The organism is Nonomuraea turkmeniaca (assembly GCF_005889735.1).
GTDB lineage: Bacteria > Actinomycetota > Actinomycetes > Streptosporangiales > Streptosporangiaceae > Nonomuraea > Nonomuraea turkmeniaca.
This window is the reverse complement of sequence record NZ_VCKY01000048.1, coordinates 17,141-40,727: the sequence shown is the minus strand read 5'-3', so window position 1 is coordinate 40,727 and position 23,587 is coordinate 17,141. Positions and strand designations below refer to the sequence as shown.

Sequence of the window (23,587 nt, the reverse complement as noted above, 5' to 3'; positions counted from 1 at the left end):
GCCAGGAAATTTCTAGCCCATAGTGCGATAGTGAGATCAAACGATGATCGAGGGGGACGGCACGTCCGGACGTACTTCATAGGCCTCTAGGCGGACCCCATGGACACGCCACCACACCGCCTCGGGCTCGAGCGGGCCGTCGAGGTGTATTCGGGTCACGACGACCTCGTCGGCGTGACCGGCTCGGGGTATACGATCGGCGCCGATCTCGTGCTGACCTCCGGAGACGTGGTCGATCCCGAGGCGCCGTGCCGCGTGCGGGCGGCGGGGTCGGCGCGATGGGCGCGGGCCGAGGAAGTGTGGCGGGGACGCGGCGGTACAGGGGTCGCGCTCCTGCGGGTGACCGAAGCGTCACCCTGGCGCGAGGTGCCGGGAATCGATCATGTGCGCTGGGCCCGGGTCGGCCAGGGACAGCACAGGCTGCGCTGCGTGGCCAGAGGCTTTCCCAGAGACGGCGACCGGGCCGCGCGGACGTTGTCGGGTCTGGTGGACCCGCCCGCGGGCGCGGTGTCGAAGGCGCTGACGGCCGGCGTGCTGGAGTCCATGCCGGTCTCCCTCTGGGCGGGCATGTCGGGCGCGGCCCTGCTGGCCGAGCCCGCCCGGCAGATCATCGGCGTGATCGTCACCGGCCACGACGGGTACGACCAGCACCGCCTCGACGTCATCCCGGTAACCGCCTTGCTGGGCGACGAACGGTTCCGCGAGCTGGCGGGCGTACCACCCGGCCGGCTCGAAACCGTGGCCGAGGACGACCCGTCGGTGATCCTGCCCGATCTGCTCTCCCCCGCCCGCGAGGACCTGCCGGCGGACTGCCCCGACTGGCGGCTGCTGGTCCCGCGGCACGCGGTGGTGCCGTTCCTGGGCAGGGCGGAGGAGCTGGCCCGGCTGCGGGAGTGGGCCGACGAGCCCGGGGCACTGTCGATCGCCGTGCTGAGCGGGCGCCGCGGCACGGGGAGGACCAGGTTGGCGGGCGAGCTGTGCGAGCAGCTCGCCCGGGCCGGGTGGGACGCCGGATTCCTGCCGCTGGACTCCGTCTGCGGCGCGCTGTCCGGCGACGCGGACCGACCTGTGACGTTGGACGTGCTGCGCCCGACTCTGCTGGTGGTCGACCACCCCGAGCCGTCCTCGCCACTGGTCGGTGAGCTGGTGCGGCGGCTGGCCAAGCACGAGCACAACCCGCCCGTAAGGATCCTGCTGCTGGTCCGCGAGCCGGGCGAGGCCGAATGGTGGCGGCGGCTCGACACGGCCGCGGGCGGCTGGCTGCGGCGGCTCAACACCGCGACCGTTCAGCTCAACGCCCGTCCGCTCACCCTGCCCGAGCGGACGGAGCACGCGCTCGCGGCCATGAAGGCGTTCGCGCCGAGCAGGGCCGCGCTTCCGGCGCCACCGCCACTCGACGACCCGGAATTCGGTCTGCCGCTCCATGTCCACCTGGCCGCCCTGATGCGCCTGTGCGACGGCGACGCGAGGGAGTGCCGTCACCTGGAGGAGCGGCGGGAGCGAAGCGACCAGAGCCGGGGCGGCGAGGGCGGCACAGGGCGACCGAACCGCCGGACGGAGAGAGGCCATGAGCGGGCGGCGTATGGCGACCGGGCCGCCGAACGCAGTGAGGCCGTGAACACAGCGGGCGGGCTGGTCGCGCGGTTCTTGGCGCGTGAATACGAGCAGTGGGCGCACGTATGGCCCGGCGAGCGGGTGAACGGCGCGACGGGCCGGCATGCCGTGGCGGTGGTCACGCTGACCGCGCCGACCCCCGCCGAGCTGCCCGGCCTGCTGGCGACCGTGCCCGGTCTGCGCGCCGACGCCGCGGCACAGTGGCTCGGCCGGATCTTCGACGGCGGTGCGCGGCTGGGCCCGGATGTGCTGGCCGAGCGGCTCTTGGCCGAGACGGAGGACCTGGACCGGCTCGTGCTCGCCCTGCACGATCATGAAGGCCGTACGGCGCGCCACCTCGTGCGCATGCTCGACGCCCTCCGGCTGTCGGTGGGCTCGCCGCGGGTCAGGTCGGCGCTGCGTGGGCTGGTGGCGGCCAGGATCGGCAGCATGGTCGCGGAGGCCGCGGCGGCGCCGGGGATGCGGCTGGGGGACGCGGTCAATGCGGCGCTGGGGGTGTTCACCGGCGATCGGGAGATCGCCGGCGCCGTGGCCGGGCTGCCGGTAGAGCGGGAGGTGCGGCTGGGATTACGGGCCCTCCATGTGACGATCGGCGAGCTGACCGTGTGGCACCTGCGGGCGGAAGGGCAGCCCATCGCGCTGGCCGGCGCGCTGTCTGTGTTGTCGGAACGGCTGGCGGCCGCGGGCCGGGTGGGTGAGGCGGTCGTCGCGGCGGCGGAGGCCGTCGACATCTTCACTGCCGCCGCCCCGTACGAGGCGGCGGGCGCGCGGGCGGAGGCCTTGGACAACCTGGGCGCCTGCCTGCTGCTCGCGGGTGAGCCCGGCAGTGCGTTCAAGCCCGTGCAGGAGGCCGCGGCCAGGTTCGGCATCCTCGCCGAAGAGGAGCACGAGACCCGGTACGCGGGGCGGACCGCGCGGGCACACTACAACCTGGCGTGTGCGCTGCTGGGAGTCGGTCGGACGGAGGAGGCCGTCGAGGCGTTCGCGGCGGCCGGCGGCGATCCCGAGGTCGCGGCGGACGTGGCCGGCCTCCTGTCCGCCGCCGAGCCGCTGACCTCGTACGAGGAGCTCGTCACCGCCACGCCGCTGGCGCCGTTCGAGGGGATCGAGGACGGACCGCCCACCGCCGCCCTGCCGGAGCTGGCCGCCTGTCTCACCATCGCCGCCACGGCGGCCGTCAGGAACGTCGCGCCCACGGACCGCGACCTTGCCCAGCGGCTGCATCTCCTCGCCGCCTGGCTCCACGGCCACGGCAGGACCACCGACGCTCTTGTGCCGGCCGCGGAGGCGGTGGCGCGGCTGCGCGGCCTGGCGGCCGAGGAGCCCGGGCTGCGGTTCCTGCTGGCCACGGCCGCCGGCCTGCTGTCCAGGCTGCACGGCGCCCTGGACGACCTGGACGCCGCCGCGCGCGCCGCCGCCGAAGCCGGGCGCAACCTGCGGGCGCTGGTCGTGCTCGACCCCGGCGAGTACCGCTCCGCGCTGGCCGCGCAGCTGCTCGACCTGGGTGAGCTGCTGCTGCTCGACGACCGTCCCGATGAGGCGCTCGACCCGCTGCAGGAGGCCATGGTCCTGGCGGTCGGGCAGCACCCGCAGGCCAGGGCACGGTGGCTGCTCGGCCTGTGTCTGGACGAGCTGGGACGGTCCGCGGACGCCGTGGCGCAGCTGGAGATCGCGGCCGAGCTGTACGACGTCCTGAGCGCCGACGACGACAGCTACCGGCGCCATCTCGCCGACGTACGCGCCAGGCTGGGCCGGACGCGGACGCCCCCGCCGCCGGGCGGTCCGCGGCACTGGATGCTGGCCCTGGTCACCCCGCGGCCGGAGGAGGTCGTCGCGCGGGCCGAGCAACTGGTGGCCGAGCGCCGCGAGTCCGTCGAAGGCGCCGGCGAGCCGCAACCCGACGAGATCCACGCCTACCTGTCCGCCCAAGCCATGCTGGCCCGTGCCTGGGCGGACGCGGGCCGGGCGGCGGACGGGTTCGCGCTGGCGACGCAGGCGGCCGAGCTGCTCCAGCGGCACCTCGGGCGCACGCTCGCGGGCCAGGTCGCGGCACTCGGGCGCATGCTCGCGGGCCAGGTCGCGGCACTCGGGCGCATGCTCGCGGGCCAGGTCGCGGCGGCACTCGGGCGCACGCTCGTGGGGCTCGGGCGGCACGAGGAGGCCGTGCCCCACCTGCGAACCGCCATCGAGTCCCACGGCCAGGCCGGGGCGAGCCCGGCGTCGGGGAAAGAGCTCGCCGAGCTGCTCATCCTGGAGGCCGTCGCACTGTCCCGCTCCGGCTGCCCGCAGGAAGCGGAGGCGGCGGCGGACCGGCTGGTCAGGCTGTACGCCGCACTCGTGTCCGAAGGCATCGAGTCCCCCGTGGCCCTCGCCGGGGCGCTGCGCCTCCAGGGCGGCATCCGCTTCGCCAGGCAGGACGTGGAGGGTGCGCTCAGGTCGGCCACCCGGGCGCTCGACGTCCTCGTGCCGGAGCCGTCGAACGGCAATCGGCTGGTCGCCGGCGCCTGCCTGGAGCTGAGCGGCCTGTGCCTGGCCGAGCTGCACGACGAGGACGCGGCCAGGGAGAAGCTGGCCGAAGGCACCGCGCTGCTGGCCGAGCTCGGCCCCGCGCCCGCCGATCTGGCCGACGTCCACCTGCTGTCCCTGGTCCGCCTGGCCAGGCTGCGTGCCCGCGAGGAAGGCCCGGCCGCCGCGATCGTCATGTACGCCCGGATTCTGGAGATGCGCCCGCTCCCGGAGGCCGACGTGCTCAGGACCCTCATCGACGACCTCTCCGCGTACGTGACCGACCTGCCGGAGGACGCGGATCCGGCCGCGTTGCTGCCGCCGCTCACGGCGTTCACCGAGGCACTCGAACGCGAGGTGCCGCTGACCGCCGGCGCCGACCTGCACGACAGGCACGCCCGCTGCCTGTCCCGCCTCAGCACCGCCGCCGCGCAGGCGAATGACCAGGGAAGCGCCGTCCTGGCCGCCCGGCTGGCCGTCCGCGTGCACCGGGGCGTCAAAGCGGCGAGCCTGGGGCGGAGGGCGGCAGCCGGCGTGACCAGCGAAGCCCCCGAGCGCGACCATGGACCCGCCACCGTCTCCGGCGCCCATCGCGGCCGGCTGGGACTGGCGCTCGCCGCCCTCGCCAGGCTCGACCAGACCGACCTGGCCGTCGCCGAGCAGGCCATCGTGCTGCTCGACGACGCGGAGCACGGCAGGGAGCTGGCGGCGGCCCTCGGCCGGTACGCGGCCGAGCTGCAAGACCGCGGCCGCCCGGTGGAGGCCCTGGCCCACTGCGAACGCGCCGCGGACCTGTGCGACGAGCTCGACGACCCGGCCGTCGCCGCCGCCGTCTACGCCCAGCTGGGCGACAGCCTGGCCGCCCTGGACCGCCCGCACGCCGCGCTGGAGGCGGTCGGCTGGTCCATGGCCGAACTGGAGCGGAGAGGGGCGGCTTGCGTCACCGGCGGAGCCCCGTGCGAGTGCGACCATAGATGCGAGAGATGCCAGGAGCTGCCGCAGGTGCGCGCCCAGGCGATCCAGGTGCGGGGCCGCGTGCTGCGGGCCGCAGGGCGGACGCAGGAGGCGCTGGCGCACCTGGTGGAGGCGCTGCAGATCTACAACCGGCTGCCGCGCCCGCCGGCCGCCGCCGCCGAGGTCGCCGCGATGATCGCCGATGACCTGCTGGCAGGCGGGCGCGCGGAGGAGGCCGCCGAGTACGCGAGGACCGCCACGACCGGACAGAAGCCGGGCACGGTCAAGCACGCGCTGGCCCTGCAGCGGCTGGCCAGGTGCCACATGATGCTGGGCGAGCTGACCGAGGCCAACACGCTCGTGGAGCAGCTGATCCCGCTGGCCAGGCGGTCGCCGGACGATCTCACGTACCGGGCGATCCTGGCCGATTCCCTGGCCCAGAGCTCGGAGCTGCTGCCGCTGCTGCGGCTGGACGGCGGGACCGAGGCCGAGGCCAGGGCCCGCGAGGCCATCGCGATCTACGACGACCTGATGACCACGGGCATGAACGCCGAGGCCCTGCACACCAGCCGGGCGGGCGCCAGCCTCACGCTGGCCGCCGCGCTGCGGATGCGGGACCTGTCCGCGGACGCGGTGCGGCCGCTGCGCGAGGCGGTGGCGGCGCTGGAGCGGTACGCGCCGGGCAACCCGCCGCTGTCCGGGCTGCTGGCCAGGGCGATGCTCATGCTCGGCGACGCGCTCATGGAGGCGGGGCGCCCGCTGGAGGCCGGCCTGGTCTTCCATCGCGGCACGCAGGTGACGCGTGACGTGCTCTCCAGAGCCGTCGCCCACGCCCGGCTCGGCTTCTGCCAGCAGGAGCTGGGCCGGGACGACGCCGCCGACGCCGCGCTGCGGGTCGCGGGTGGGCTGCTGCGCGAGCTGCTCGCCGACGAGCAGGACGAGGGGCTGGTCGACCTGCTGCGCGACGTGCTGCGCAGCAGGCTGACCCTTCTGGAGAAGGCCGGCAAGAACGGCGAGGCGCGGCAGGTCGAGGACGACCTGCGCGCCCTCAGGACGTGATGGCCTCCACCGTCTCCCGCGCCCACCGGTAGTCGGCCTTGCCGGCCGGCGAGCGCACCATCGTCTCGACGAACGCGTACGTCCGCGGCACCTTGTACCCCGACAGCAACGTCCTGCAGTGCGCGTCCAGTTCCTCGGCCGTGACCTCGACGCCCGGCCGCGGCTCGATCACGGCCGCGACCTTGTTGCCCCACCGCTCGTCCGGCACCCCGGTCACCACCGCGTCGAACACCGAGGGATGCCCCTTGAGCACCGCCTCGACCTCCTCGGGGAACACCTTCTCCCCGCCGGTGTTGATGCACTGCGAGCCCCGGCCGAACACGTTCACGGTGCCGTCCGCGTCGACGCTCGCCAGGTCGCCGGTCAGCAGCCAGCGCCTGCCCTGCTCGTCGGTGACGAACGTGCGGGCGGTCTTCTCGGGGTCGTTGTAGTAGCCGAACGCGACCCGCCCCGACCGCGCCACCGTCCCGAGCTGCCCGGACCCGGGCTCGACGGGACGGCCCTTCTCGTCGAGCACGGCCAGATCGACCACGGCGTTCGGCTGGTAACGCAGGCCCTTCTCCGGCGTCGACCCGGCCACGCCGGAGGCGGTGTAGCCGGACTCGGTCGAGCCGAAGTTGTCCAGGATCATGACGTTCGAGAGCAGCTCCTGGAGGCGGTCCCGGACCGCGCCGCTCAGGATGGCCCCGGTCGAGCTGATCACGATCAGCGAGGAGACGTCGTAGGAGCCCTCCGCCAGCGCCTCGGCCATCGGTCTGGCCATGGCGTCGCCGGTGATGTTGATGGTGTTCACGCGCTCGCGCTCCACCGTCCGCCATACCTCGGCGCCGTCGAACTTGTGCACGTACGCGACGGTCCCGCCCAACCACCAGGAGATGAACGTGGCCATCTGCGCGGCTCCGTGCATGAGCGGCGCGACGGGCAACATCACCAGGGGACCCGACGCGACGGCCGCGTCGATCACCTCCTGCGGGGTGGCGCGCGGCTCGCCGCCGGGGTTGCCACCGCCGAAGCCCATGAACAGGTCCTCGACGTGCCACATCGCGCCTTTCGGCATGCCGGTGGTACCGCCGGTGTAGATGATGTACACGTCCTGGCCGGAGCGCGGCGGGAAGCCCCGCTCGGGCTTGCCTCGCTCCAGGGCGGTCTCGTACGGCACGGCGGAGCCGATCGCCGACTCCCCGCCCACCGAGATCAGGTGCCGCAGCAGCGGCGCCTGGTCGGCGACGGCGGCCACCCGCGCGTCGAACTCCACGTCGTAGATCAGCGCCCGGATGTCGGAGTCCCGGTAGAGATAGAGCAGTTCGGACTCGACGTACCGGTAGTTGACGTTGATCGGCACGGCCCGGATCTTCAGCGCGGCGAGCATGCCGGCGATGTACGGGATGCCATTGTAGAGCTGGATCCCGACGTGCTGCCCCGGCTCGACGCCGAGGTCCATCAGGTAGTGGCCGAGCCGGTTCGCCTCGGCGTCCAGCTCGGCATAGGTGCGGCGGTCCGCGCCGCAGATCACCGCGGTCCGTTCCCCGATCGCGTCCGCGAGACCTTCGAACAGATCCGCGTGGTTGAACTCCATCAGAGTTTCTCCCGTCCGACGATCCACATCGCGAAGAACTGGGCTCCCCCGCCATAGGCATGGCCGAGCGCCGTGCGGGCGCCGTCCACCTGGTGCTCGCCGGCCATCCCGCGCACCTGCAGCGCGGCCTCGGCGAACCTGATCAGCCCCGAAGCCCCGATCGGGTTGCTGGACAGCACCCCGCCCGAGGCGTTCCACGGAATGTCACCGTCGAGCGCCGTGGCGCCCGATTCGGTGAGCTTCCATCCTTCCCCTTCCGCCGCGAACCCCAGGTTCTCCAGCCACATCGGCTCGTACCAGGAGAACGGCACGTACGTCTCGGCCACGTCGATCTGCCGCCGCGGGTCGGCGATGCCGGCCTGGCGGTAGACGTCGGCCGCGCAGTCCTTGCCCGCCTGCGGGCTGACCGTGTCGCGGCTGGCCCGGAAGATCGGCTCGGAACGCATGGCGGTGCCGTGCACCCAGGCCGGAGTGCCGGTGACCGCCGACTCCGACGACAGGACCATCGCACACGCGCCGTCGCTGGACGGGCAGGTCTCCAGGTAGCGGATCGGCTCCCAGAGCATGGGCGTGGACTCCACCATCTTCTGGTCGATGCCGGGGATCTTGAGGTGCGCGTACGGGTTCTTGAGCGCGTTGAGCCGGTCCTTCACCGCCACCAGCGTGCCGATGTGATCGGGGGCGGCGGACCTGCGCATGTACTCGCGGATGTGCGGCGCGAAGTAGCCGCCCGCGCCCACCACCAGCGACGAGCTGAACGGCAGGTGCGTGGACAGGGCCCAGGTGGCGTTGGACTCCGACTGCTTCTCGAACGCCACGACCAGCACCCGGTCGTGCACGCCGCCCTGGATGAGGCTGGCGCCGACCAGCGCCGTGGAGCCGCCGACGCTGCCCGCGGTGTGCACCCGCATCATCGGCTTGCCGGCCGCCCCGAGCGCGTCGGCCAGATACGCCTCCGGCATCATGACGCCCTCGAACAGGTCCGGCGCCTTGCCGATGACGACGGCGTCGATGTCCTTGAACGTCAGCCCGGCGTCCTCCAACGCCCGCAGCGCCGCCTCGCGCACCAATCCGGCGATCGACACGTCCCTGCGCCGAGTCGTGTAGTGCGTCTGCCCGACGCCGATGACCGCACACCTGTTCATGGGTCGCTCACCACTCCTCATTCGCTCCGCGGAGTGCCTGTCGTGCCGAAGGCGCGCCATCGGCACGGGTCGGCCCTCCACTCCGCTCACTGCGTCGGGTTCGCTCCCGGTTCCCCATGATCAGGCCTCCAGTACGGTGACGAGATTGTGCTGCAGGCAGGGCCCGCCGGCGGCGTGGGCGACGGTGCGGCGGGCGCGGCCGTCGAGGATGCGCTGCGCCGCCTCGCCGATGCGGATGAGTCCGGTGGCCATGACGGGGTTGGCCGCCAGCGGCCCGCCCGACGGGTTGATCACCGTGTCGCCGGTCAGCTCCAGCGCCTCGCGCAGGATGATCTCCTCGTGCGGGAACTGGGTGTGCAACTCGGCCACCTCGACGGGGCCTTTGCCGACCCCGGCGGCGCGGGCGGCGTCGGCGGCGGAGGCCGACCTGGCCAGGTCCCGCATCCCCAGGTAATGCGGCTCGATCCGATGCGCGATGCCCCTGATGTAGGCAGGGTTGTCGGACAGCTCCCTGGCCAGGTCACCGGTCGCGAGCACGATCGCGGCCGCGCCGTCGGTGATCGGCGGCACGTCCGTCAGCTTCAGCGGCCGGACGGCCAAGGGCTCGTCCTCGCCACGCTCGGGGTCGGGCAAATCCAGCGCGTACGGGTTCGCGCGGCCGTCCGCGCGGCTACGGCGGACGATCTCGTCCAGCTCTTTGCGGTCCGCGCCGACGGCGGCCGCCTGGAGCGCGGCGTAGGACAGCTGGTCGAGGCCGAGCGGCGCCAGATAGTACGGGTCCAGCTGGAGCGTCATGATCCTGCGCAGGTCGCCGAGCGACGACTTGCCGAAGCCGTAGACCAGGGCCGAGTCGATGTCGCCGTGCTGGAGCCGCACCCACGCCTCGTACAACGCCCAGGCGCCGTCCATCTCCACGTGGCTCTCCGAGATGGGCGGCCAGGCGGCCAGGGCGTCGAGCGCCGACACGAACGAGAACGGCGCGCCGGCGAGGTAGTCGCAACTGCCCGAGCAGGTGAAGCCGAACCGCTTGAGCCCGGTGCGCTCCTTGACCTCGTTGATCACGGGCAGGATCAGCTCGGGCTCGGTCAGCCCGGTGTCGTGCGGGGTGTGCCGCGTCTGGGCGAACGCGACGATCGCTACCTCTCTTGTCGCCAACGCTCTCATGACAACTCCACGTCGGGCTCGCCGGTGGGGGCGAACCAGCGGATGTTCGCCATGGACGCCGTACGCTCGCTCTCGGGCACCCACACGGCCTTGACGCGCATGCCCTGGCGTACCTCGTGGGCGGGCACGTCGCCGATCAGGGCGATCATGGGGATGTCGGCATGGTCGAGCAGTATGTACGCCGACACGAACGGCACCTGGGGGGCTCGCGGGTCTGGCAGGTTGTTGATGGCGAACGTGGTGATCGTCCCGGTGTCGGGAAGTTCACGCGTTTCCGGGATGACGCCTCCGCATTCGGGGCAGGCCGCGCGGTAGGGGACGTACACCTTGTCGCACTGGTCGCAGCGGCCGCCGAGGAAGACGCCGCGCTGGATGCCCTCGAAGAAGACGCGGAGCGCGCCGCCCGCCTGGAGGCGGTACTCGGAGCGCACGTTCGACACGATCTTCGTGACCTCGGGGGCGAAATACGAAATGTCGGTGATGTGGCCGGTGGGCTGATCGCGCCAGATCGGCCAGACGCGCATCCCGGCCTCCATGGCCTTGGGGTGCTCCGGGCACACCGCGTGCACCAGCGCCGTGTCCGCGCCGTCGAGCTTGATCAGGGCCCAGGCGAAGGGGCGGTCGAGCGGGTGGCCGTCGAGCGGCTCGTGCACCCAGGCCCAGGCGGTGACCGTGCCCGCCGGGCCGACCTCGACGTACTCGCCGGTGACGGGCTCGCCGGTGGCCGGGTCGTACTCCAGGGGCGGGACCAGCACCCGGCCCTCCGCCGTACGCGCCCCCACGATGCGCCGTCCGCGCAACTCGCTCAGGAACCGGCCGATCACCGGTCCCGTGGTCCGCGTGTAGCCGCCGGGGAACTCCAGGACGTGCTGGGCGACGAGCGGATCAGATGGCACGGTCGTGTCCCTCCCAGTACGGGGCGCGAAGTTTGCGTTTGAGCAGCTTGCCGTTCGGCTCGCGGGGCATCTCGGCGATGAAGTCGATGCTCTTGGGCCACTTCATCCTGGCCAGCCGACCCTCCAGCGAGGCCAGCAGCTCGGCGGCCAGCTCCGGGCCCGGCTCGACGCCCGGCGCCGGCTCGACCACGGCCTTGATCTGCTCGCCCCACTCCTCGTCCGGGATGCCGAACACGGCCACGTCCGCCACCTTCGGGTGGATCATGAGCTCGTTCTCGATCTCGGCCGGGTAGATGTTCGCGCCACCCGAGATGATCATGTCGGCCTTGCGGTCGCAGAGGAAGAGGAAGCCGTCCTCGTCCAGGTATCCGACGTCCCCGACGGTGAAGAAGTCCTTGAGCCGGCTCGCGGCGGTCTTGGCCGGGTCGCCCTTGTACTCGAACTGGACACCCATCATCTTCATGTAGATCGTCCCAGGGATGCCGGTCGGCACCGGCTCGCCCTGCTCGTCCACGATGAGCAGCTCGCTGATCGGCCAGGCCTTGCCGACCGTGCCCGGGTGCGCCTTCCAGTCCCCGGGCGTGGCCAGCGTGCCGCCGCCCTCGGTGGCCGCGTAGTACTCGTAGACGCAATCGCCCCACCAGTCCAACATCGCCCATTTCACCGGGATCGGACAGGGGGCGGCCGCATGAATCATCCACTTGAGCGAGGACAGGTCGTACTGCTTGCGGGTCGGCTCGGGCAGCGCGAGGAGCCGCTTGAAGTGCGTCGGGACCAGATGGGAGTTCGTCACGTGATACCGCTCGCAGAGCCGGAGCAAGTCCTCGGCATCCCACTTGTCCATGTAGACCAGCGTGTGCCCCATGTGCAGGGCCGTGCCGCCGAACTGGGTGACGGCGGTGTGATAGCAGGGCGAGGTGACCAGGTGGGCGTTGGGCCGGCCCGGTGTGATGCCGAACAATCCGAGCAGGAACGTCATGAGCTCGGCGGAGTCGTCCGGATCGAGGCCGTTCAACGGGCGTTTGACGCCCTTGGGCCTGCCGGTGGTGCCGGACGTGTAGTGCATGGTGGCGCCGGCGGTGCGGTCGGCAGGCGCACTGCCGGGCCGCCCGTCGGTCAGCTCGCTCGCGAGGCGGAACCCGTCGGCCTCGTCCCCGAGGATGAAACGCCGCTCGGGCCCGATGGCGTCGGCCGCCCTGGCGCCCTCCTCCAGGAACCGGGGGTGGACGAAGAACGCCTTGGCCTCGCTGTCGGAGACGATGTACGCGATCTCCGGGCCGGTGAGATGCCAGTTGACCGGCGTGTAGTACCAGCCGGCCTGCATCGCGGCCAGGTAGAGCACCAGACCGTCGGCGCCGTTGGGCACCAGCCCGCAGATGCCGTCACCGGGCTTGAGCCCGAGGTCGCGCAGCCCGTGGACGAGGCGGTTCGATCTGGCCAGGAGGTCGCCCGCGCGGTGCTCCGTACCGTCGGGGTCCACAGCCGCGATCCACTCGGGATCCGCCTGCGCGAGCCTCCAGAATCCGAGCGTGCCCATCTGCACTCCCACCTGCTCGTGGCCTCACTCCGTGAGGCAGGCTCGGTCGCATATGCCGCCGCCTTCCCCGCCGCTCCTACGTCGCTCCTCCGGACGACGGCACACTCTCGCACGGCAGCAAAACAGGAACCTGTTCTCGTTTGCTGGTGGGAGCGTATCCTGGGGCGCATTGCGTAGCAAGCGCTTGATTAGAGACCTGGAGGCATCCATGGAGCCCCTTCCGATCAGCACCCCCCACTGCCGGGTCGAACGCGACGGCCACGTCCTCATCGTCACCATGAACCGCCCGGAGGCCCGCAACGCGCTCTCCTCGGACATGCTGATCGGCCTGGCCTCGGCGTGGGCGTACGCGTCGGCGGAGCCCGGGATCCGGGTGGCGATCCTGACAGGCGCGGAGGGCACGTTCTGCGCCGGCGCCGACCTCAAGGCCATGGGCCGGCCGTCGACGGACCCTGACGTCCAGGCCAGGGCCGCCCAGATCCCCAACTTCCACTGGAAGGGTCTGCTGCGCGAGGACCTGCCCACCAAGCCGATCATCAGCGCGGTGGAGGGCTATGCGGTGGCCGGCGGAACCGAGCTGCTGGTGGGCACGGACCTGCGGGTGGTGGCCGAGTCGGCCACGCTGGGGTTGTTCGAGGCCAAGCGCGCCCTGTTCCCGATGGGCGGCAGCGCCGTCCGGCTGCCCCGGCAGATCCCGTACTGCCACGCCATGGACCTGCTGCTGACCGGCCGCTCGATCACGGCGGCGGAGGCCCTGTCGATGGGGCTGGTCAACCGCGTGGTCCCGGACGGCCAGGCGCTGGCGGCGGCCCGCGAGCTGGCCGGCGACGTGGCCGCCTCGGGGCCGCTGGCGGTCCAGGCGATCCTGCGGACGTACCGGGACACGCTGGGGCTTTCCGAGCCGGAGGCCCTGAAGGTCTCGGACGACCTCGGCTGGCCGGTCATCGGCTCGGAGGATGCCAAGGAGGGCACCCGGGCCTTCCGCGAGAAGCGCGCGCCGCGCTACGAGGGCCGTTGAGGGATTTTCCCTAGGAGCGGTCCCGAAGCACTCGGCGGCCGCTCCTGCCGACCCTCCGCGCGTCCGGCAGCGGAGGGGACCTCGCCCTCAGTCTTCAGTGATGCGGGACAGCCGGTCGAGCGCCTCGCCGTACTCCTCCACCAACCCGAACACCACGTCCTTCGTGGAGCGGACCTGGTTGGTGATGCCGATGACCTGCCCGGCGGGGAAGGTCGCCAGCTCGCTGGCGTCGGACCGGCCGATGCGCCGCAACGCGTTCGAGACCAGCATGAACTGCAACGGCATCGGCAGCGTCCCCGGCGACTCCTCCGACTCCCACGCGTCCGTCCACTCGTTCTTGAGCAGCCGCGCCGGCTTGCCGGTCCAGCTGCGCGAGCGCACGGTGTCCCGGGAGGTCGCCTCCAGGATGCGGCGCTTGGCCATCTCCGGGGTGTCGGCCTCCTCGACGGTGAGCCACAACGAGCCCGTCCAGACACCCTCCGCGCCCAGCGCCATGCCCGCCGCCATCTGCCGGCCGTTGCCGATGCCGCCGGCGGCCAGGACGGGAACGTCCACGGCATCCACCACCTGCGGGATCAGCACCATGGTGGAGATCTCACCGGTGTGGCCGCCGGCCTCCGTGCCCTGGGCGACCACCACGTCCACGCCGACCTCGACCTGCTTGAGCGCGTGGCGGGGCGTGGAGGCGAGGGCGGCGACCTTCACCCCGTGCGCGTGGGCCAGGTCCACGACGTCGGCGGGGGGCGGGCCGAGGGCGTTGGCCAGGAGCGCGATCGGGTGCCGCAGGGCGACCTCGACCTGTGGCCGGGCCGTGGCGTCCGTCCAGCCGAGCAGGACCTTGCCGGCGTCGGCGTCCGAGGACAGGTCCGGCACGCCGTGCTTGGCCAGGAGGTTCTCGACGAAAGCGCGGTGCCCGTCGGGGATCATCGACTGCAGGCGGCCCACCAGCTCCTCAGGGGCGAACTCGGCGCCCTCGTAGGAGGCGGGCATGACGACATCCACGCCGTACGGCTTGCCGTCCACGTGGTCGTCGATCCACTTGAGCTCCATCTCGAGCTCTTCAGGCGTGAAGTAAAGTGCCCCGAGCACCCCCATACCGCCAGCGCGGCTGACGGCGGCGACCACGTCCCTGCAGTGGCTGAAGGCGAAGATCGGGAGCTCTATTCCGAACATGTCCGTGACACGTGTCCGCATGAGCCGACGATAAGTGCGCACTGACCATACTGCAACGTGTTCTACTCTAGAATCTTTGCTCGGTCAGTCTCATGAAACGGGTTCTAGCGCGGCATCCTGCGCCACAGAGCGCGGGGCAGCAGCCGCAGCACCCCGAACACCGGCCCCAGCGCACGCGGCACCCAGACGGACGAGGCGCCCTCGCGCAGCGCCCGCACCGTGGCCAAGGCCACCTGCCGGGGGGTCGAGGACAGCGGAGCAGGGGTGAGCCCCTCCGTCATCCGGCCGATCACGAAGCCTGGGCGTACGATCAGCACTCTTGCCCCCGATCCGTGCAGGGCGTCATCCAGTCCCTGGGCGAACCCGTCGAGCCCGGCCTTGGCGGAGCCGTACACGAAGTTGGCCTTGCGGACCCGCGCGCCGGCCACCGACGACAACATGACGAGCGTGCCGTGTCCCTGCTCGCGCAGCACCCTGGCCGCGTGCAGCCCCACCGACACGTGGGCGCCGTAGTTGACCGCGACGTCCGCCGCGGCGGCCGCGGGATCGGCGTCGTAGTCCGCCTGACTCCCCAGTACGCCGAACGCCGAGATCACCACGTCGAGATCGCCTACCAGCTCCACCGCCTTGGTGAAGACGGCGCCGTGCCCGTGAACGTCCAGCGCGTCGAACGGCAGCACATGGACTTCCGCGCCGAGCGCGGGAGGGGTGTACTCGCCGCGGACGGCCAGCACCACTCGGCTCGCACCCAGGCCCACGAGCAGCTTGACGATCTCCAAGCCGATCTCGCTGCGCCCGCCGAGCAGGAGCACGGTGTCGACCGCGCCGAGAGCGTTCTTCACAGCCGGAGCCTCCTGGCCAGGTCGGAGCGGAACAACCCGGCGGGATCGGCCTCGTCCCTGATCCGCCGCCACTGCTCCAGCTCGGGATACATGGCCGCCATCATGTCAGCGCGCAGCCGCGAGTCCTTGGCCAGGTAGACCCGCCCGCCGACGTCGGCCACCTGCCGGTCGAAGCCGCGGAGCAGGCCGCTCAGCCCGTGCTGCCCGGCCGGGATGTCCAGGGCCAGGGTCCAGCCGGGCATGGGAAAGGACAGCAGCCCGCCCGATCCCGGGCCGAACCTTTTGAGCACGGTCAGGAACGACACGGTGCCGTGCGCGGACAACGACCCGACGATGTCGCGCAGGGTGTCCTCCGCGCCGAAGGGCACCACGAACTGGTACTGGACGAAGCCTCGCGAGCCGTACACGCGATTCCAGCCCTCGACGAAGTCGAGCGGATGGAAGAACGGCGCGATGCCCTGCACGATGGTCTTGCGCCGCGGCGCCTTGCGGTACCAGACCTCGTTGAACGCGCGCACGCTCAGCCGGTTGAGCAGCCCGCCGGGCACCCGCGCGGGCGCGCGCAACCACGCGCCGGGCGTGAAGTCCGGCGGTTCCTTCCCCTCGGCACGCGCCACGTGGTCGCCCCTGGTGAGCACGCTGCGGCCCATCCGGCTCCCGCGGGCGAGCAGGTCGATCCAGGCCACGGTGTAGCGGTAGCGGTCGTCGGTGGCCGCCATGGTCGCCAGCGTCTCGTCCAGGTCGACGGTGCGCTGCACGTCCACCCGCATGAGGGCGGTCTCGACGGGCACGCAGGCGAACGTGGCCTCGGCGATCACCCCGGTCAGCCCCATGCCGCCGACGGTGGCCAGGAAGAGCGGATCGCCCGGGCGGAGCGTCCGGGCCGCTCCGTCGGCGGTCACCAGGGTGAGCGAGCGGACGTGCGCGCCGAAGGAGGAGTCGCGGTGGTGGTTCTTGCCGTGCACGTCGGCCGCGATGGCGCCGCCGACGGTCACGTGCCGGGTGCCCGGGCTGACGGGCACGAACCAGCCGCGGGGGACGAGCGCCGTCATCAGGTCGTGCAGGCTCACCCCGCCTGAGGCGGTCACCAGGCCGCCGGCCTCGTCGAAGGTCCACGTGTCGAGCCCGGTGCAGTCGAGGACGAGGCCGCCGGCGTTCTGGGCGGCGTCGCCGTACGACCGGCCCAGGCCGCGTGCCACCACGCCCCGCCCGCCCTCCGCGGCCGCGACCAGCTCGCTCAGGTGCTCGACGGAGCCGGGCCGCGCGAGCGTGGCCGGCGTGGGCGCCGTGCGCCCCCAGCCGGTCAGGAACGTCGTCATATGTAGATCCCCAAGGCGACCAGGACGATCAGTCCGACGGCGAAGAGCAGGATCGGCCGGTCGCGTGCCGCCAGCTCCTCGGGCTCCTCGCCCCTCCCCCGGTCCACCAGCAGATTATGCCTGAGCACGAGCAGCAGGAACGGGATGATGCTGAGCCCGTAGAAGAGGTCGGCGTGCGCGTTGAGCGCCCACAGGCAGTACGTCACGATCATCGCGCCCGAGCACATGACCCGCACCTGGGCCAGGTACGCGGGAGAGTAGGAAGCCAGCGTCGCGCGCGTGCCCGTCACCCCCTGGGCCCGCAGCTCCGCCTCGCGCTTGCCCACCACCAGCTGCAGGGCGGCCAGGGAGACGACCACCAGGAACCATCCGGTCACCGGCACGTCCACCGCCACGGCGCCGGCGTAGGCCCTGATCACGTGGCACCCGGCGACCGCGATCAGGTCCACGACCTCCTGGTGCTTCAGCCACACCGTGTACGACAGCGTCAGCGCCACGTACCCGGCGACCACGGCCGACGACTCCCAGCGCCCGGCCGGCGCGGCCACCACGGGCGCCAGGAGCAGCAGGGCGACGCCGGTCACCCGGGCCGTCCGCACGGACACCGCCCCGGACGCGATCGGCCGGTGCTTCTTGCGCGGGTGCAGCCGGTCGGCCTCCACGTCGGAGGCGTCGTTGAGCAGGTAGGAGCCGCTCGCGGCCAGACAGAACGCGACGAAGACCGATAACGCCGCGAGCAGGCTACGCGGCTCGCCCAGCACCCCGGCCGCCAGAGGCGCGGCCAGGACCAGCACGTTCTTCAGCCACTGGCGCGGCCTGGCCGCCCTGACCAGCGCCAGCGCCGGCGAGGTCGTCCGGGGCCCCGCGACCACGTCCTGGCTCATGCCGCCCTGCGACCGCGCAGGGTCAGGAATACTCCTCCCACAAAGAGCACAATACCGACCACCGCGAGCACGATCGGCAGCGTGGTCTTGATCAGGGTGATCTGGCTCTTGCCGTCGCGCGCGCTGGTGACGAGCTCGTTGACGGTGTCGTCGGTCATCTTGGCCGCGGCCACGAAGGCCTTGGAGCGCTCGATGCCGTCCTGGCTCTTGAGCACCTCGTTGCGCTGCTGCTCCTGGCGGACCGGCGCGCCGGTGGTGGGCTCGATCCAGTAGGTGTTCGTGCCCGAGTAATAGCGGTTGAGCTGCACGTCACCGGACTCGCCCATGCCGAACATGGCGGCCGGCGCGTTCAGGGTCTGCGTCTTGGTCTCGGGGACCGTCTGCTCGAACTTGTACGTGTTCAGCCCGTTGACCTGCTCCTCGCCGACGAACCTGGCCTCGTACGCCTTGCCCGTCGTGGAGTTGAAGACCATGTAGCTCTTCTTCTCCACGTCGAACGGGAACTTGTAGATCTGCCCCTGGAGCTGGACCGGAGCCTTGTCGACGCTGACGCCGCAGCAGTTGAGCCCGACGCCCGAGCGCTTGTCGAAGGCGCTGCGCCGCTCGGTGAAGTTGATGCCCGGCTTGCCGTTGGTGACGTCGTTCACGGCGGTGAACTCGTCCCACACGACCCGGTCGCCGGACGCCTCCTTCACGTCGCCACGGGTGGTGACGATGATGTCGAGGTCGGCGGTGAGGACCTTGCCGTCGGGGATGCTGAAGTATTGCGCGCCGGTCGCCCGGAGCTTGCTGATGCCGTAGTGGTCGCCCGCGGCCGCGATGAGCGCGGGCGCGACCTGGAAGCGCATCAGGGGAGCCAGAACGATGAGGAATGCCCCGACGGCGATGAGGACGCTGCCAACGACGACCCGGTTCATGGACCCTCCATGTGCAGGTGCACGGACGCCTGACTGGGTGACAAAGTGACTGAAACTAGTTCTACTCGCCGGTATGTTATTGCGGTGAGTGACCGACGTCACCAGGGATGCGGAAACGTGACCGAAACAGGTTCTACATCGACCGGGGTGCCGGTGGTCGCCGGGCACCAGGCGTCGCTCGACGGGATCCGCGCGGTGGCCGCCTTCGCCGTCCTGATCTTCCATGTGGCGATGGAGGCGGGAACGGCGCTGGAGCCGGGGTTCCTGGGTGGCGTGTTGTCCCGGGGCGAGATCGGCGTGCCGATCTTCTTCACGCTGTCCGGCTTGCTGCTCTACCGCCCCTGGGCGGCGGAGGTGCTGATCGGTGACCGAGCCCCTGACACCGGCCGCTACCTCTGGAAACGCTTCTTCCGCATCATCCCCGCGTACTGGCTGGTGGTGGCCGTGGCGCTGCTGCTGTGGGGCGAGGCGCACCGGTCCGATCCCTGGACGTGGGTGCAGATGTTGTTCCTGGTGCACACCTACGACACGAGTCCGTGGTGGTTCGGCCTCGGGCCCAAGGGGCTGGGCCAGATGTGGAGCCTGGCGGTGGAGCTGACCTTCTATCTCACGCTGCCGCTGATGGCGGCCGCGCTGCGGTGGTTCGCGCTGCGCGGGGGGCCGGATCTGCGGGCCAGGGCCAGGCGCCTGCTGATCGGGCTGGCGGTCTTCGGCGGCCTGTCCTACGTCTACACGATCTTCGAGTATTTCCCCGAGTACCGGCCGTGGATGAACGTGTGGTTGCCGCGCTCGTGGACGTTCTTCGTGCCGGGGATGGCGCTGGCGGTGCTCACCGTCTGGGCCAGGGCGGCGGACGGGCCCGTCCGCCGCCTGTGCGCGGCCTTGGCCGCCTCGTGGGGCACTTTGTGGGTGATCGCCGGGCTGGCGTACCTGATCGCCGCCACCCCGGTCACCGGGCCGCGCTTCGTCGGCCTGGGCGGCATCTGGACCGCGTTCTACGAGCAGGGCCTCTACACGCTCATCGCCTTCTGCCTCGTCGCCCCCGCGGCGCTGGAGCCGGGGGGCCCCACGAGACTGCACGCGGTGCTCGGCGGGCGGCTGATGAGCTATCTCGGCCGGATCTCCTACGGCGTCTTCCTGTGGCAGTTCGTGGTCATCTACCTCTGGTACGACTTCACCGGCCAGGAGCCGTGGACCGGCAACCTGATACTCAACCTGGCCGCCGTCGGCGCCCTCACGGTCGCGCTGGCCGGGCTCACCTACCGCTACGTGGAGGAGCCCGCCAGACGCCTGATCCGGTTCATCCCTCAGAGCGCCGGAGGGGCCGGTCCCGGCTCGCCGAAGGCCACCGCCCTGAGGCAGAACGCCTGACCCTGGCCGCCGGCCGCGCTGATCCGCATCCCCTTGCCCACCCCATCGTGCGGGACGTAGAAGAGTGCGCCCATGACGCCGGTCGCGGGCAACGTGGCCGCCCGCTGGGTGCCGCCGAGGTCCACCACGACCTGCACCGGCTTTGGACTGACGTACGCCATGGCCACCACCATGCCGGGGCCGCCGAAGGACTCGACGGGGAAGGTCTGGCCCGCCGGGTAACACTTCCGGCCCTTGACCCCGTCGAAGTAGGGCACCACCCGGCCCACGAGGACGAGCTTGCCCGTGGCGTCGAAGACGTACGGCTCGGCCGAGGGGCGTGGCTCGCGCATGCGCTGCCGGGTCTCGGGATCGGCCAGCGGCGCGAGCACGTACGACGTCAGGCGGCGCGGGCCGTTCCAGGGCAGGACGATCTCCGGCGGGACGGGGCGGGCGTAGATGTCGGCGTCCGGCGACGCGGTGGCCAGCGAGGCCCGCGCGTTATCCAGATATTTCCTGACCTTGTCCCCACTGAGCGTGTCGCCGAAGGAGTTGATCGAGACCAGCGACACGGCCAGGAAGGCCACCGTCAGCCCACCCGCGGCCAGTGACAACGTGCCCGGCACCGGCCTGCGCCGGGTGTCGTCGGGCTCGCCTTCGACCGGCTGCCAGGCCAGCGCCAGGCAGAGGGCGACCAGCACCGCGGCGTCGGCGACATATCTGGTCTCCGCGCCCACCAGGTCCCACGCGGTCGCCCGCGCGATCACGGTGGGGAGCGCGTCGGCCACGACGACGTAGGCGGCCAGGATCGCCCACGCCCGCCAGGCGCGCCTGCGGTACAAGCAGGTCACCATGACGAGTGACGCGATCACGGCCCATGACACGATCACGGTGGCCTGGGCGGGTTCGGCCAGCCCTCCAGTGGAGGTGAGCCCGCCCCAGCGCAGCGGGCCGCCGACCGCGCCCGTGGGGAAGGTCTCACCCAGCAGCCTGCGCAGCAGCCCGGGGACGATCTCGGACTTGGGTCCGGTCAGCCCCTCGGAGCCGGCGCTGTCGCGGCGCAGCCAGTAGAGCACGCCGTACCCGGCCAGCAGCAGGCCTTGCGCCCACCAGACGGGCCTGCGCAGTTCGGTCAGCAGCGCGTGGGCCCACAGCCCCTTGCCCAGGTAGGCGCTGGTGATCCCGAGCACGACGAAGGGGATGAACACTCCCTTGGTGGAGAAGGCCATCCCGACGGCGGCCCAGATCAGGGCGTGCCAGCGGCCCTTGCCCTCGCGTACGTACCTGATGTGCGCGACCAGCGCGGCCACCAGGGCGAGCTGCAGCGGCACCGCGTTGAGCGCGGCCGACCACCAACTCATCGCGGGCACGGTGAGCGGGGCGAAGACGTAGACGGTCAGCGCGGCGAGCACGACGGCGCGGTCGCCGAACAACCGCCGCAACAACACCAGGAACATGATCGAGGCCGCCGCCTGGAGCGCGAGGGTCACGAACGACACCAGCGCCCAGTTGTACGGCGCCACCGACGTGAGCACCCACACCAGCGCCAGCGCGCCGGGCATGAGGTGGCCCTTGTGCACCCGGGTCAGGTATTCCCAGGTCAGCCCGCTGTCGCCGGCGCCCGCCACGAAGAGGAAGTCGTCCTCGACGAAGTACGCCTTGCTGAGGACACTGGCCCTGAAGACCAGCGAGACCAGGATGAGCAGCAGGCCGACACCCATGACCGGCCCGGTGCGAATCGCGGGCAGCGTGATCTGCACGGGTTCGGGGCGCTTGACGTCGCCGGCCGGCGCCGTCCCCGCTTGGACGGGCTCGGCATCCTCGACCGGTGCCGTCCCCCTTTGGGCGGGCTCGGCATCCTCCGCCGGCGTCGGTTCCGCGTCGGGGCGCTTGGTGTCCTCAGCCGGCGTCGTCTCCGTTCCGGAGCGCTTGACGTCCTCAGGCATCGTCGTTTCCTTCCGCTGCAGTAAGCTCCGCGCCGTGGACACCCCCGAACCGTTCCGAGCGGATCTCAGCAGATCCGTCCGGTTGCTGCGTGCCTTCCGCCTGGAGCAGAGCGATCCGGATTTCTTCTACGGCACCCTGGCCAGGGACACGGTCGCCCAGCTGACGACCTACACGGACCTGGCCGGCGCCACGGTGGCCGACGTGGGGGGCGGCCCCGGTTACTTCGCCGACGCGCTGCGTGCCGTCGGCGCCCGGCCCGTGTGCGTGGACTGCGACGCCGGCGAGATGCGCCTGCGTGACGGGGCGCTGCCCCGGGACGCGGTGCTGGGCAGCGCGCTCGACCTGCCCCTCGCCACGGGCTCGGTGGACGTGTGCTTCTCGTCGAACGTGCTGGAGCACGTCCCCAACCCGCTCAGGATGGCGGACGAGATGGTCAGGGTCACCCGCCCGGGCGGGATCGTCTACCTGTCCTACACCGTCTGGCTCGGGCCGTGGGGCGGCCACGAGACCTCTCCCTGGCACTACCTGGGCGGCCACTACGCCGCCCGGCGATACGCACGCAGACACGGCAAGCCGCCCAAGAACGTCTATGGCGAGAGCATGTACGCCATCGGGGTGGCCAAGCCGCTGGCCTGGGCCAGGCGGTGCCGGGACGCGGAGATCCTGGATGCGGTCCCCCGCTACCTTCCCCGTTGGGCCCGGCATGTCGTCCACCTACCTGGCATCCGCGAGTTGGTCACCTGGAACCTGCTCCTCGTCCTGCGCCGCAGGTGAGCGCCGGCGCATGAGCCAGATAGCGGTCACCACGCAGCCCGCGCCGAGCGCGCCACCGCCCACCGGGGCGACGGTGCCCAGGAGCAGGATCCAGCGGCGGTAGGCGGCCGCCGTGTTCAGCGCCGCGGCGACGTCGGCCTCCGTGGTGTGGAACGCCGCGTCCAGCGCCGTCAGCCGGCCTTGCCCGTCGGCCGTGACCAGCGTCTCCTTCACCTCGTCCAGCATCTTGACCGGCTGGCCGCTGACCGGCTCGACCCAGTACGTACGCCGGATCTCGGCGTAACGGCCCAGCCCGACATCGCCCTTGCCCGGCAACCCGAGGAGGCGGCGCGGCAAGGGTGCCGTCTCGCCCGGGACGAGCCGGCGCGGAGTGCGCTGGACGTAGCGGTACGTCTCGACGCCGCGCACCCGCTCGACCCCGTCGAACGTGGCCGTGACCGGCTGCCGCAGCCTCAGGTCGAACAGCGCGTAGTCGCGGCGCTGGGCGTTGAAGGGCCAACGGAAGGCCTGCCCCGACTGCTCGATCGAGGTGTTCTCGTCGAGGTATTGGCCGCAGCAGTTGACGATGACGCCCGTGCGGCGGTCGAAGGCCAGGCGCCGCTCGTGATAGTCCAGCCGCTCGCCGTCCCGCGTGGCCATGGAGATCGACTCGCCCCACACCGCGCGGTCGTCGTCGCCGGCCAGCACGTCGCCGATCAGCCACCGGGTCTGCACCAGGTCGCCCACCGCCGGCCGCATCGTGGCCGGGTCCAGGTAGGTGGCCGACTCCGCCACCGACCTGGTCATGCTCTGCTGCTCCAGCGGGGCCTTGAGCACCTGCCCGTACACGTACAGGCGGCTCAGGGGGATGAGCGTCAACAGGAAGGCGCCCACGCCGGCCAGCAGCAGCGCGAGGTTCCTGCGGCTCATGACG

At 71.7% G+C, this 23,587-nt stretch carries 16 protein-coding genes; 4 read left to right on the top strand and 12 right to left on the bottom strand.

All coding sequences use genetic code 11. From position 1 onward, the window contains the following. Window positions 1-99 precede the first annotated feature (99 nt). Window positions 100-6,132 (top strand): tetratricopeptide repeat protein, encoded by a 6,033-nt coding sequence (locus ETD86_RS16570; RefSeq protein WP_138667053.1) that lies wholly within the window; start codon window positions 100-102, stop codon window positions 6,130-6,132. On the opposite strand, the gene ETD86_RS16565 is transcribed toward ETD86_RS16570, so the two are convergent. The 5 genes from ETD86_RS16565 to ETD86_RS16545 form a co-directional block, all read right to left on the bottom strand. Beyond that, the gene (locus ETD86_RS16565; RefSeq protein WP_138667052.1) at window positions 6,122-7,708 is read right to left on the bottom strand and encodes an acyl-CoA synthetase; all 1,587 of its coding nucleotides are present in this window, start codon (window positions 7,706-7,708) and stop codon (window positions 6,122-6,124) included. The two genes, ETD86_RS16570 and ETD86_RS16565, sit on opposite strands and share 11 nt — an antisense overlap. After that, the gene (locus ETD86_RS16560) at window positions 7,708-8,853 is read right to left on the bottom strand and encodes a thiolase domain-containing protein (protein ID WP_138667051.1); all 1,146 of its coding nucleotides are present in this window, start codon (window positions 8,851-8,853) and stop codon (window positions 7,708-7,710) included. The genes ETD86_RS16565 and ETD86_RS16560 overlap by 1 nt, the downstream gene beginning before the upstream one ends. A 120-nt stretch (window positions 8,854-8,973) precedes the next feature. Beyond that, complete coding sequence (locus tag ETD86_RS16555) at window positions 8,974-10,017, bottom strand: thiolase domain-containing protein (protein WP_138667050.1); 1,044 nt, start codon at window positions 10,015-10,017, stop codon at window positions 8,974-8,976. Continuing rightward, window positions 10,014-10,913 carry a Zn-ribbon domain-containing OB-fold protein gene (locus tag ETD86_RS16550; protein ID WP_246147950.1) on the bottom strand — a complete coding sequence of 300 codons (900 nt, stop codon included), beginning with the start codon at window positions 10,911-10,913 and terminating at the stop codon, window positions 10,014-10,016. The genes ETD86_RS16555 and ETD86_RS16550 overlap by 4 nt, the downstream gene beginning before the upstream one ends. Then, window positions 10,903-12,450: an acyl-CoA synthetase gene (locus tag ETD86_RS16545; RefSeq protein ID WP_138667049.1), complete on the bottom strand. Its 1,548-nt coding sequence runs from the start codon at window positions 12,448-12,450 to the stop codon at window positions 10,903-10,905. The genes ETD86_RS16550 and ETD86_RS16545 overlap by 11 nt, the downstream gene beginning before the upstream one ends. Window positions 12,451-12,658: 208 nt before the next feature. On the opposite strand from ETD86_RS16545, the gene ETD86_RS16540 reads away from it, so the two are divergent. After that, a complete protein-coding gene (locus tag ETD86_RS16540) occupies window positions 12,659-13,468 on the top strand; it encodes a crotonase/enoyl-CoA hydratase family protein (protein ID WP_138667048.1) in 810 nt (269 codons plus the stop codon). 87 nt (window positions 13,469-13,555) lie between these two features. On the opposite strand, the gene ETD86_RS16535 is transcribed toward ETD86_RS16540, so the two are convergent. The 5 genes from ETD86_RS16535 to pgfA (ETD86_RS16515) form a co-directional block, all read right to left on the bottom strand. Then, complete coding sequence (locus ETD86_RS16535) at window positions 13,556-14,662, bottom strand: NAD(P)H-dependent flavin oxidoreductase (RefSeq protein WP_138667047.1); 1,107 nt, start codon at window positions 14,660-14,662, stop codon at window positions 13,556-13,558. Window positions 14,663-14,745: 83 nt separating this feature from the next. Continuing rightward, window positions 14,746-15,483, bottom strand: a complete 738-nt coding sequence (gene dprE2, locus ETD86_RS16530; protein WP_138667046.1) for a decaprenylphospho-beta-D-erythro-pentofuranosid-2-ulose 2-reductase — start codon at window positions 15,481-15,483, stop codon at window positions 14,746-14,748. Then, complete coding sequence (gene dprE1, locus ETD86_RS16525; protein ID WP_138667045.1) at window positions 15,480-16,802, bottom strand: FAD-binding oxidoreductase; 1,323 nt, start codon at window positions 16,800-16,802, stop codon at window positions 15,480-15,482. The genes dprE2 and dprE1 overlap by 4 nt, the downstream gene beginning before the upstream one ends. Then, window positions 16,799-17,686, bottom strand: coding sequence for a decaprenyl-phosphate phosphoribosyltransferase (locus ETD86_RS16520; RefSeq protein WP_138667044.1), 888 nt, complete (start codon window positions 17,684-17,686; stop codon window positions 16,799-16,801). Before ETD86_RS16520 ends, dprE1 begins: the two co-directional genes overlap by 4 nt. Continuing rightward, complete coding sequence (gene pgfA, locus ETD86_RS16515; protein ID WP_138667043.1) at window positions 17,683-18,603, bottom strand: cell envelope lipid trafficking protein PgfA; 921 nt, start codon at window positions 18,601-18,603, stop codon at window positions 17,683-17,685. Before pgfA (ETD86_RS16515) ends, ETD86_RS16520 begins: the two co-directional genes overlap by 4 nt. Window positions 18,604-18,720: 117 nt before the next feature. On the opposite strand from pgfA (ETD86_RS16515), the gene ETD86_RS16510 reads away from it, so the two are divergent. Next, window positions 18,721-19,974 carry an acyltransferase family protein gene (locus ETD86_RS16510; protein WP_170223110.1) on the top strand — a complete coding sequence of 418 codons (1,254 nt, stop codon included), beginning with the start codon at window positions 18,721-18,723 and terminating at the stop codon, window positions 19,972-19,974. Here ETD86_RS16510 and ETD86_RS16505 read toward each other — a convergent pair. Next, window positions 19,911-21,899, bottom strand: coding sequence for a hypothetical protein (locus tag ETD86_RS16505; protein WP_246147949.1), 1,989 nt, complete (start codon window positions 21,897-21,899; stop codon window positions 19,911-19,913). The two genes, ETD86_RS16510 and ETD86_RS16505, sit on opposite strands and share 64 nt — an antisense overlap. A gap of 34 nt (window positions 21,900-21,933) precedes the next feature. Between ETD86_RS16505 and ETD86_RS16500 the strand changes: the two genes are divergently transcribed. Then, the gene (locus ETD86_RS16500; RefSeq protein ID WP_246147948.1) at window positions 21,934-22,674 is read left to right on the top strand and encodes a class I SAM-dependent methyltransferase; all 741 of its coding nucleotides are present in this window, start codon (window positions 21,934-21,936) and stop codon (window positions 22,672-22,674) included. Here the strand turns inward: ETD86_RS16500 and pgfA (ETD86_RS16495) are convergent. Beyond that, a complete protein-coding gene (gene pgfA / locus ETD86_RS16495; protein WP_138667040.1) occupies window positions 22,615-23,583 on the bottom strand; it encodes a cell envelope lipid trafficking protein PgfA in 969 nt (322 codons plus the stop codon). The genes ETD86_RS16500 and pgfA (ETD86_RS16495) overlap by 60 nt on opposite strands. Window positions 23,584-23,587 lie beyond the last annotated feature (4 nt).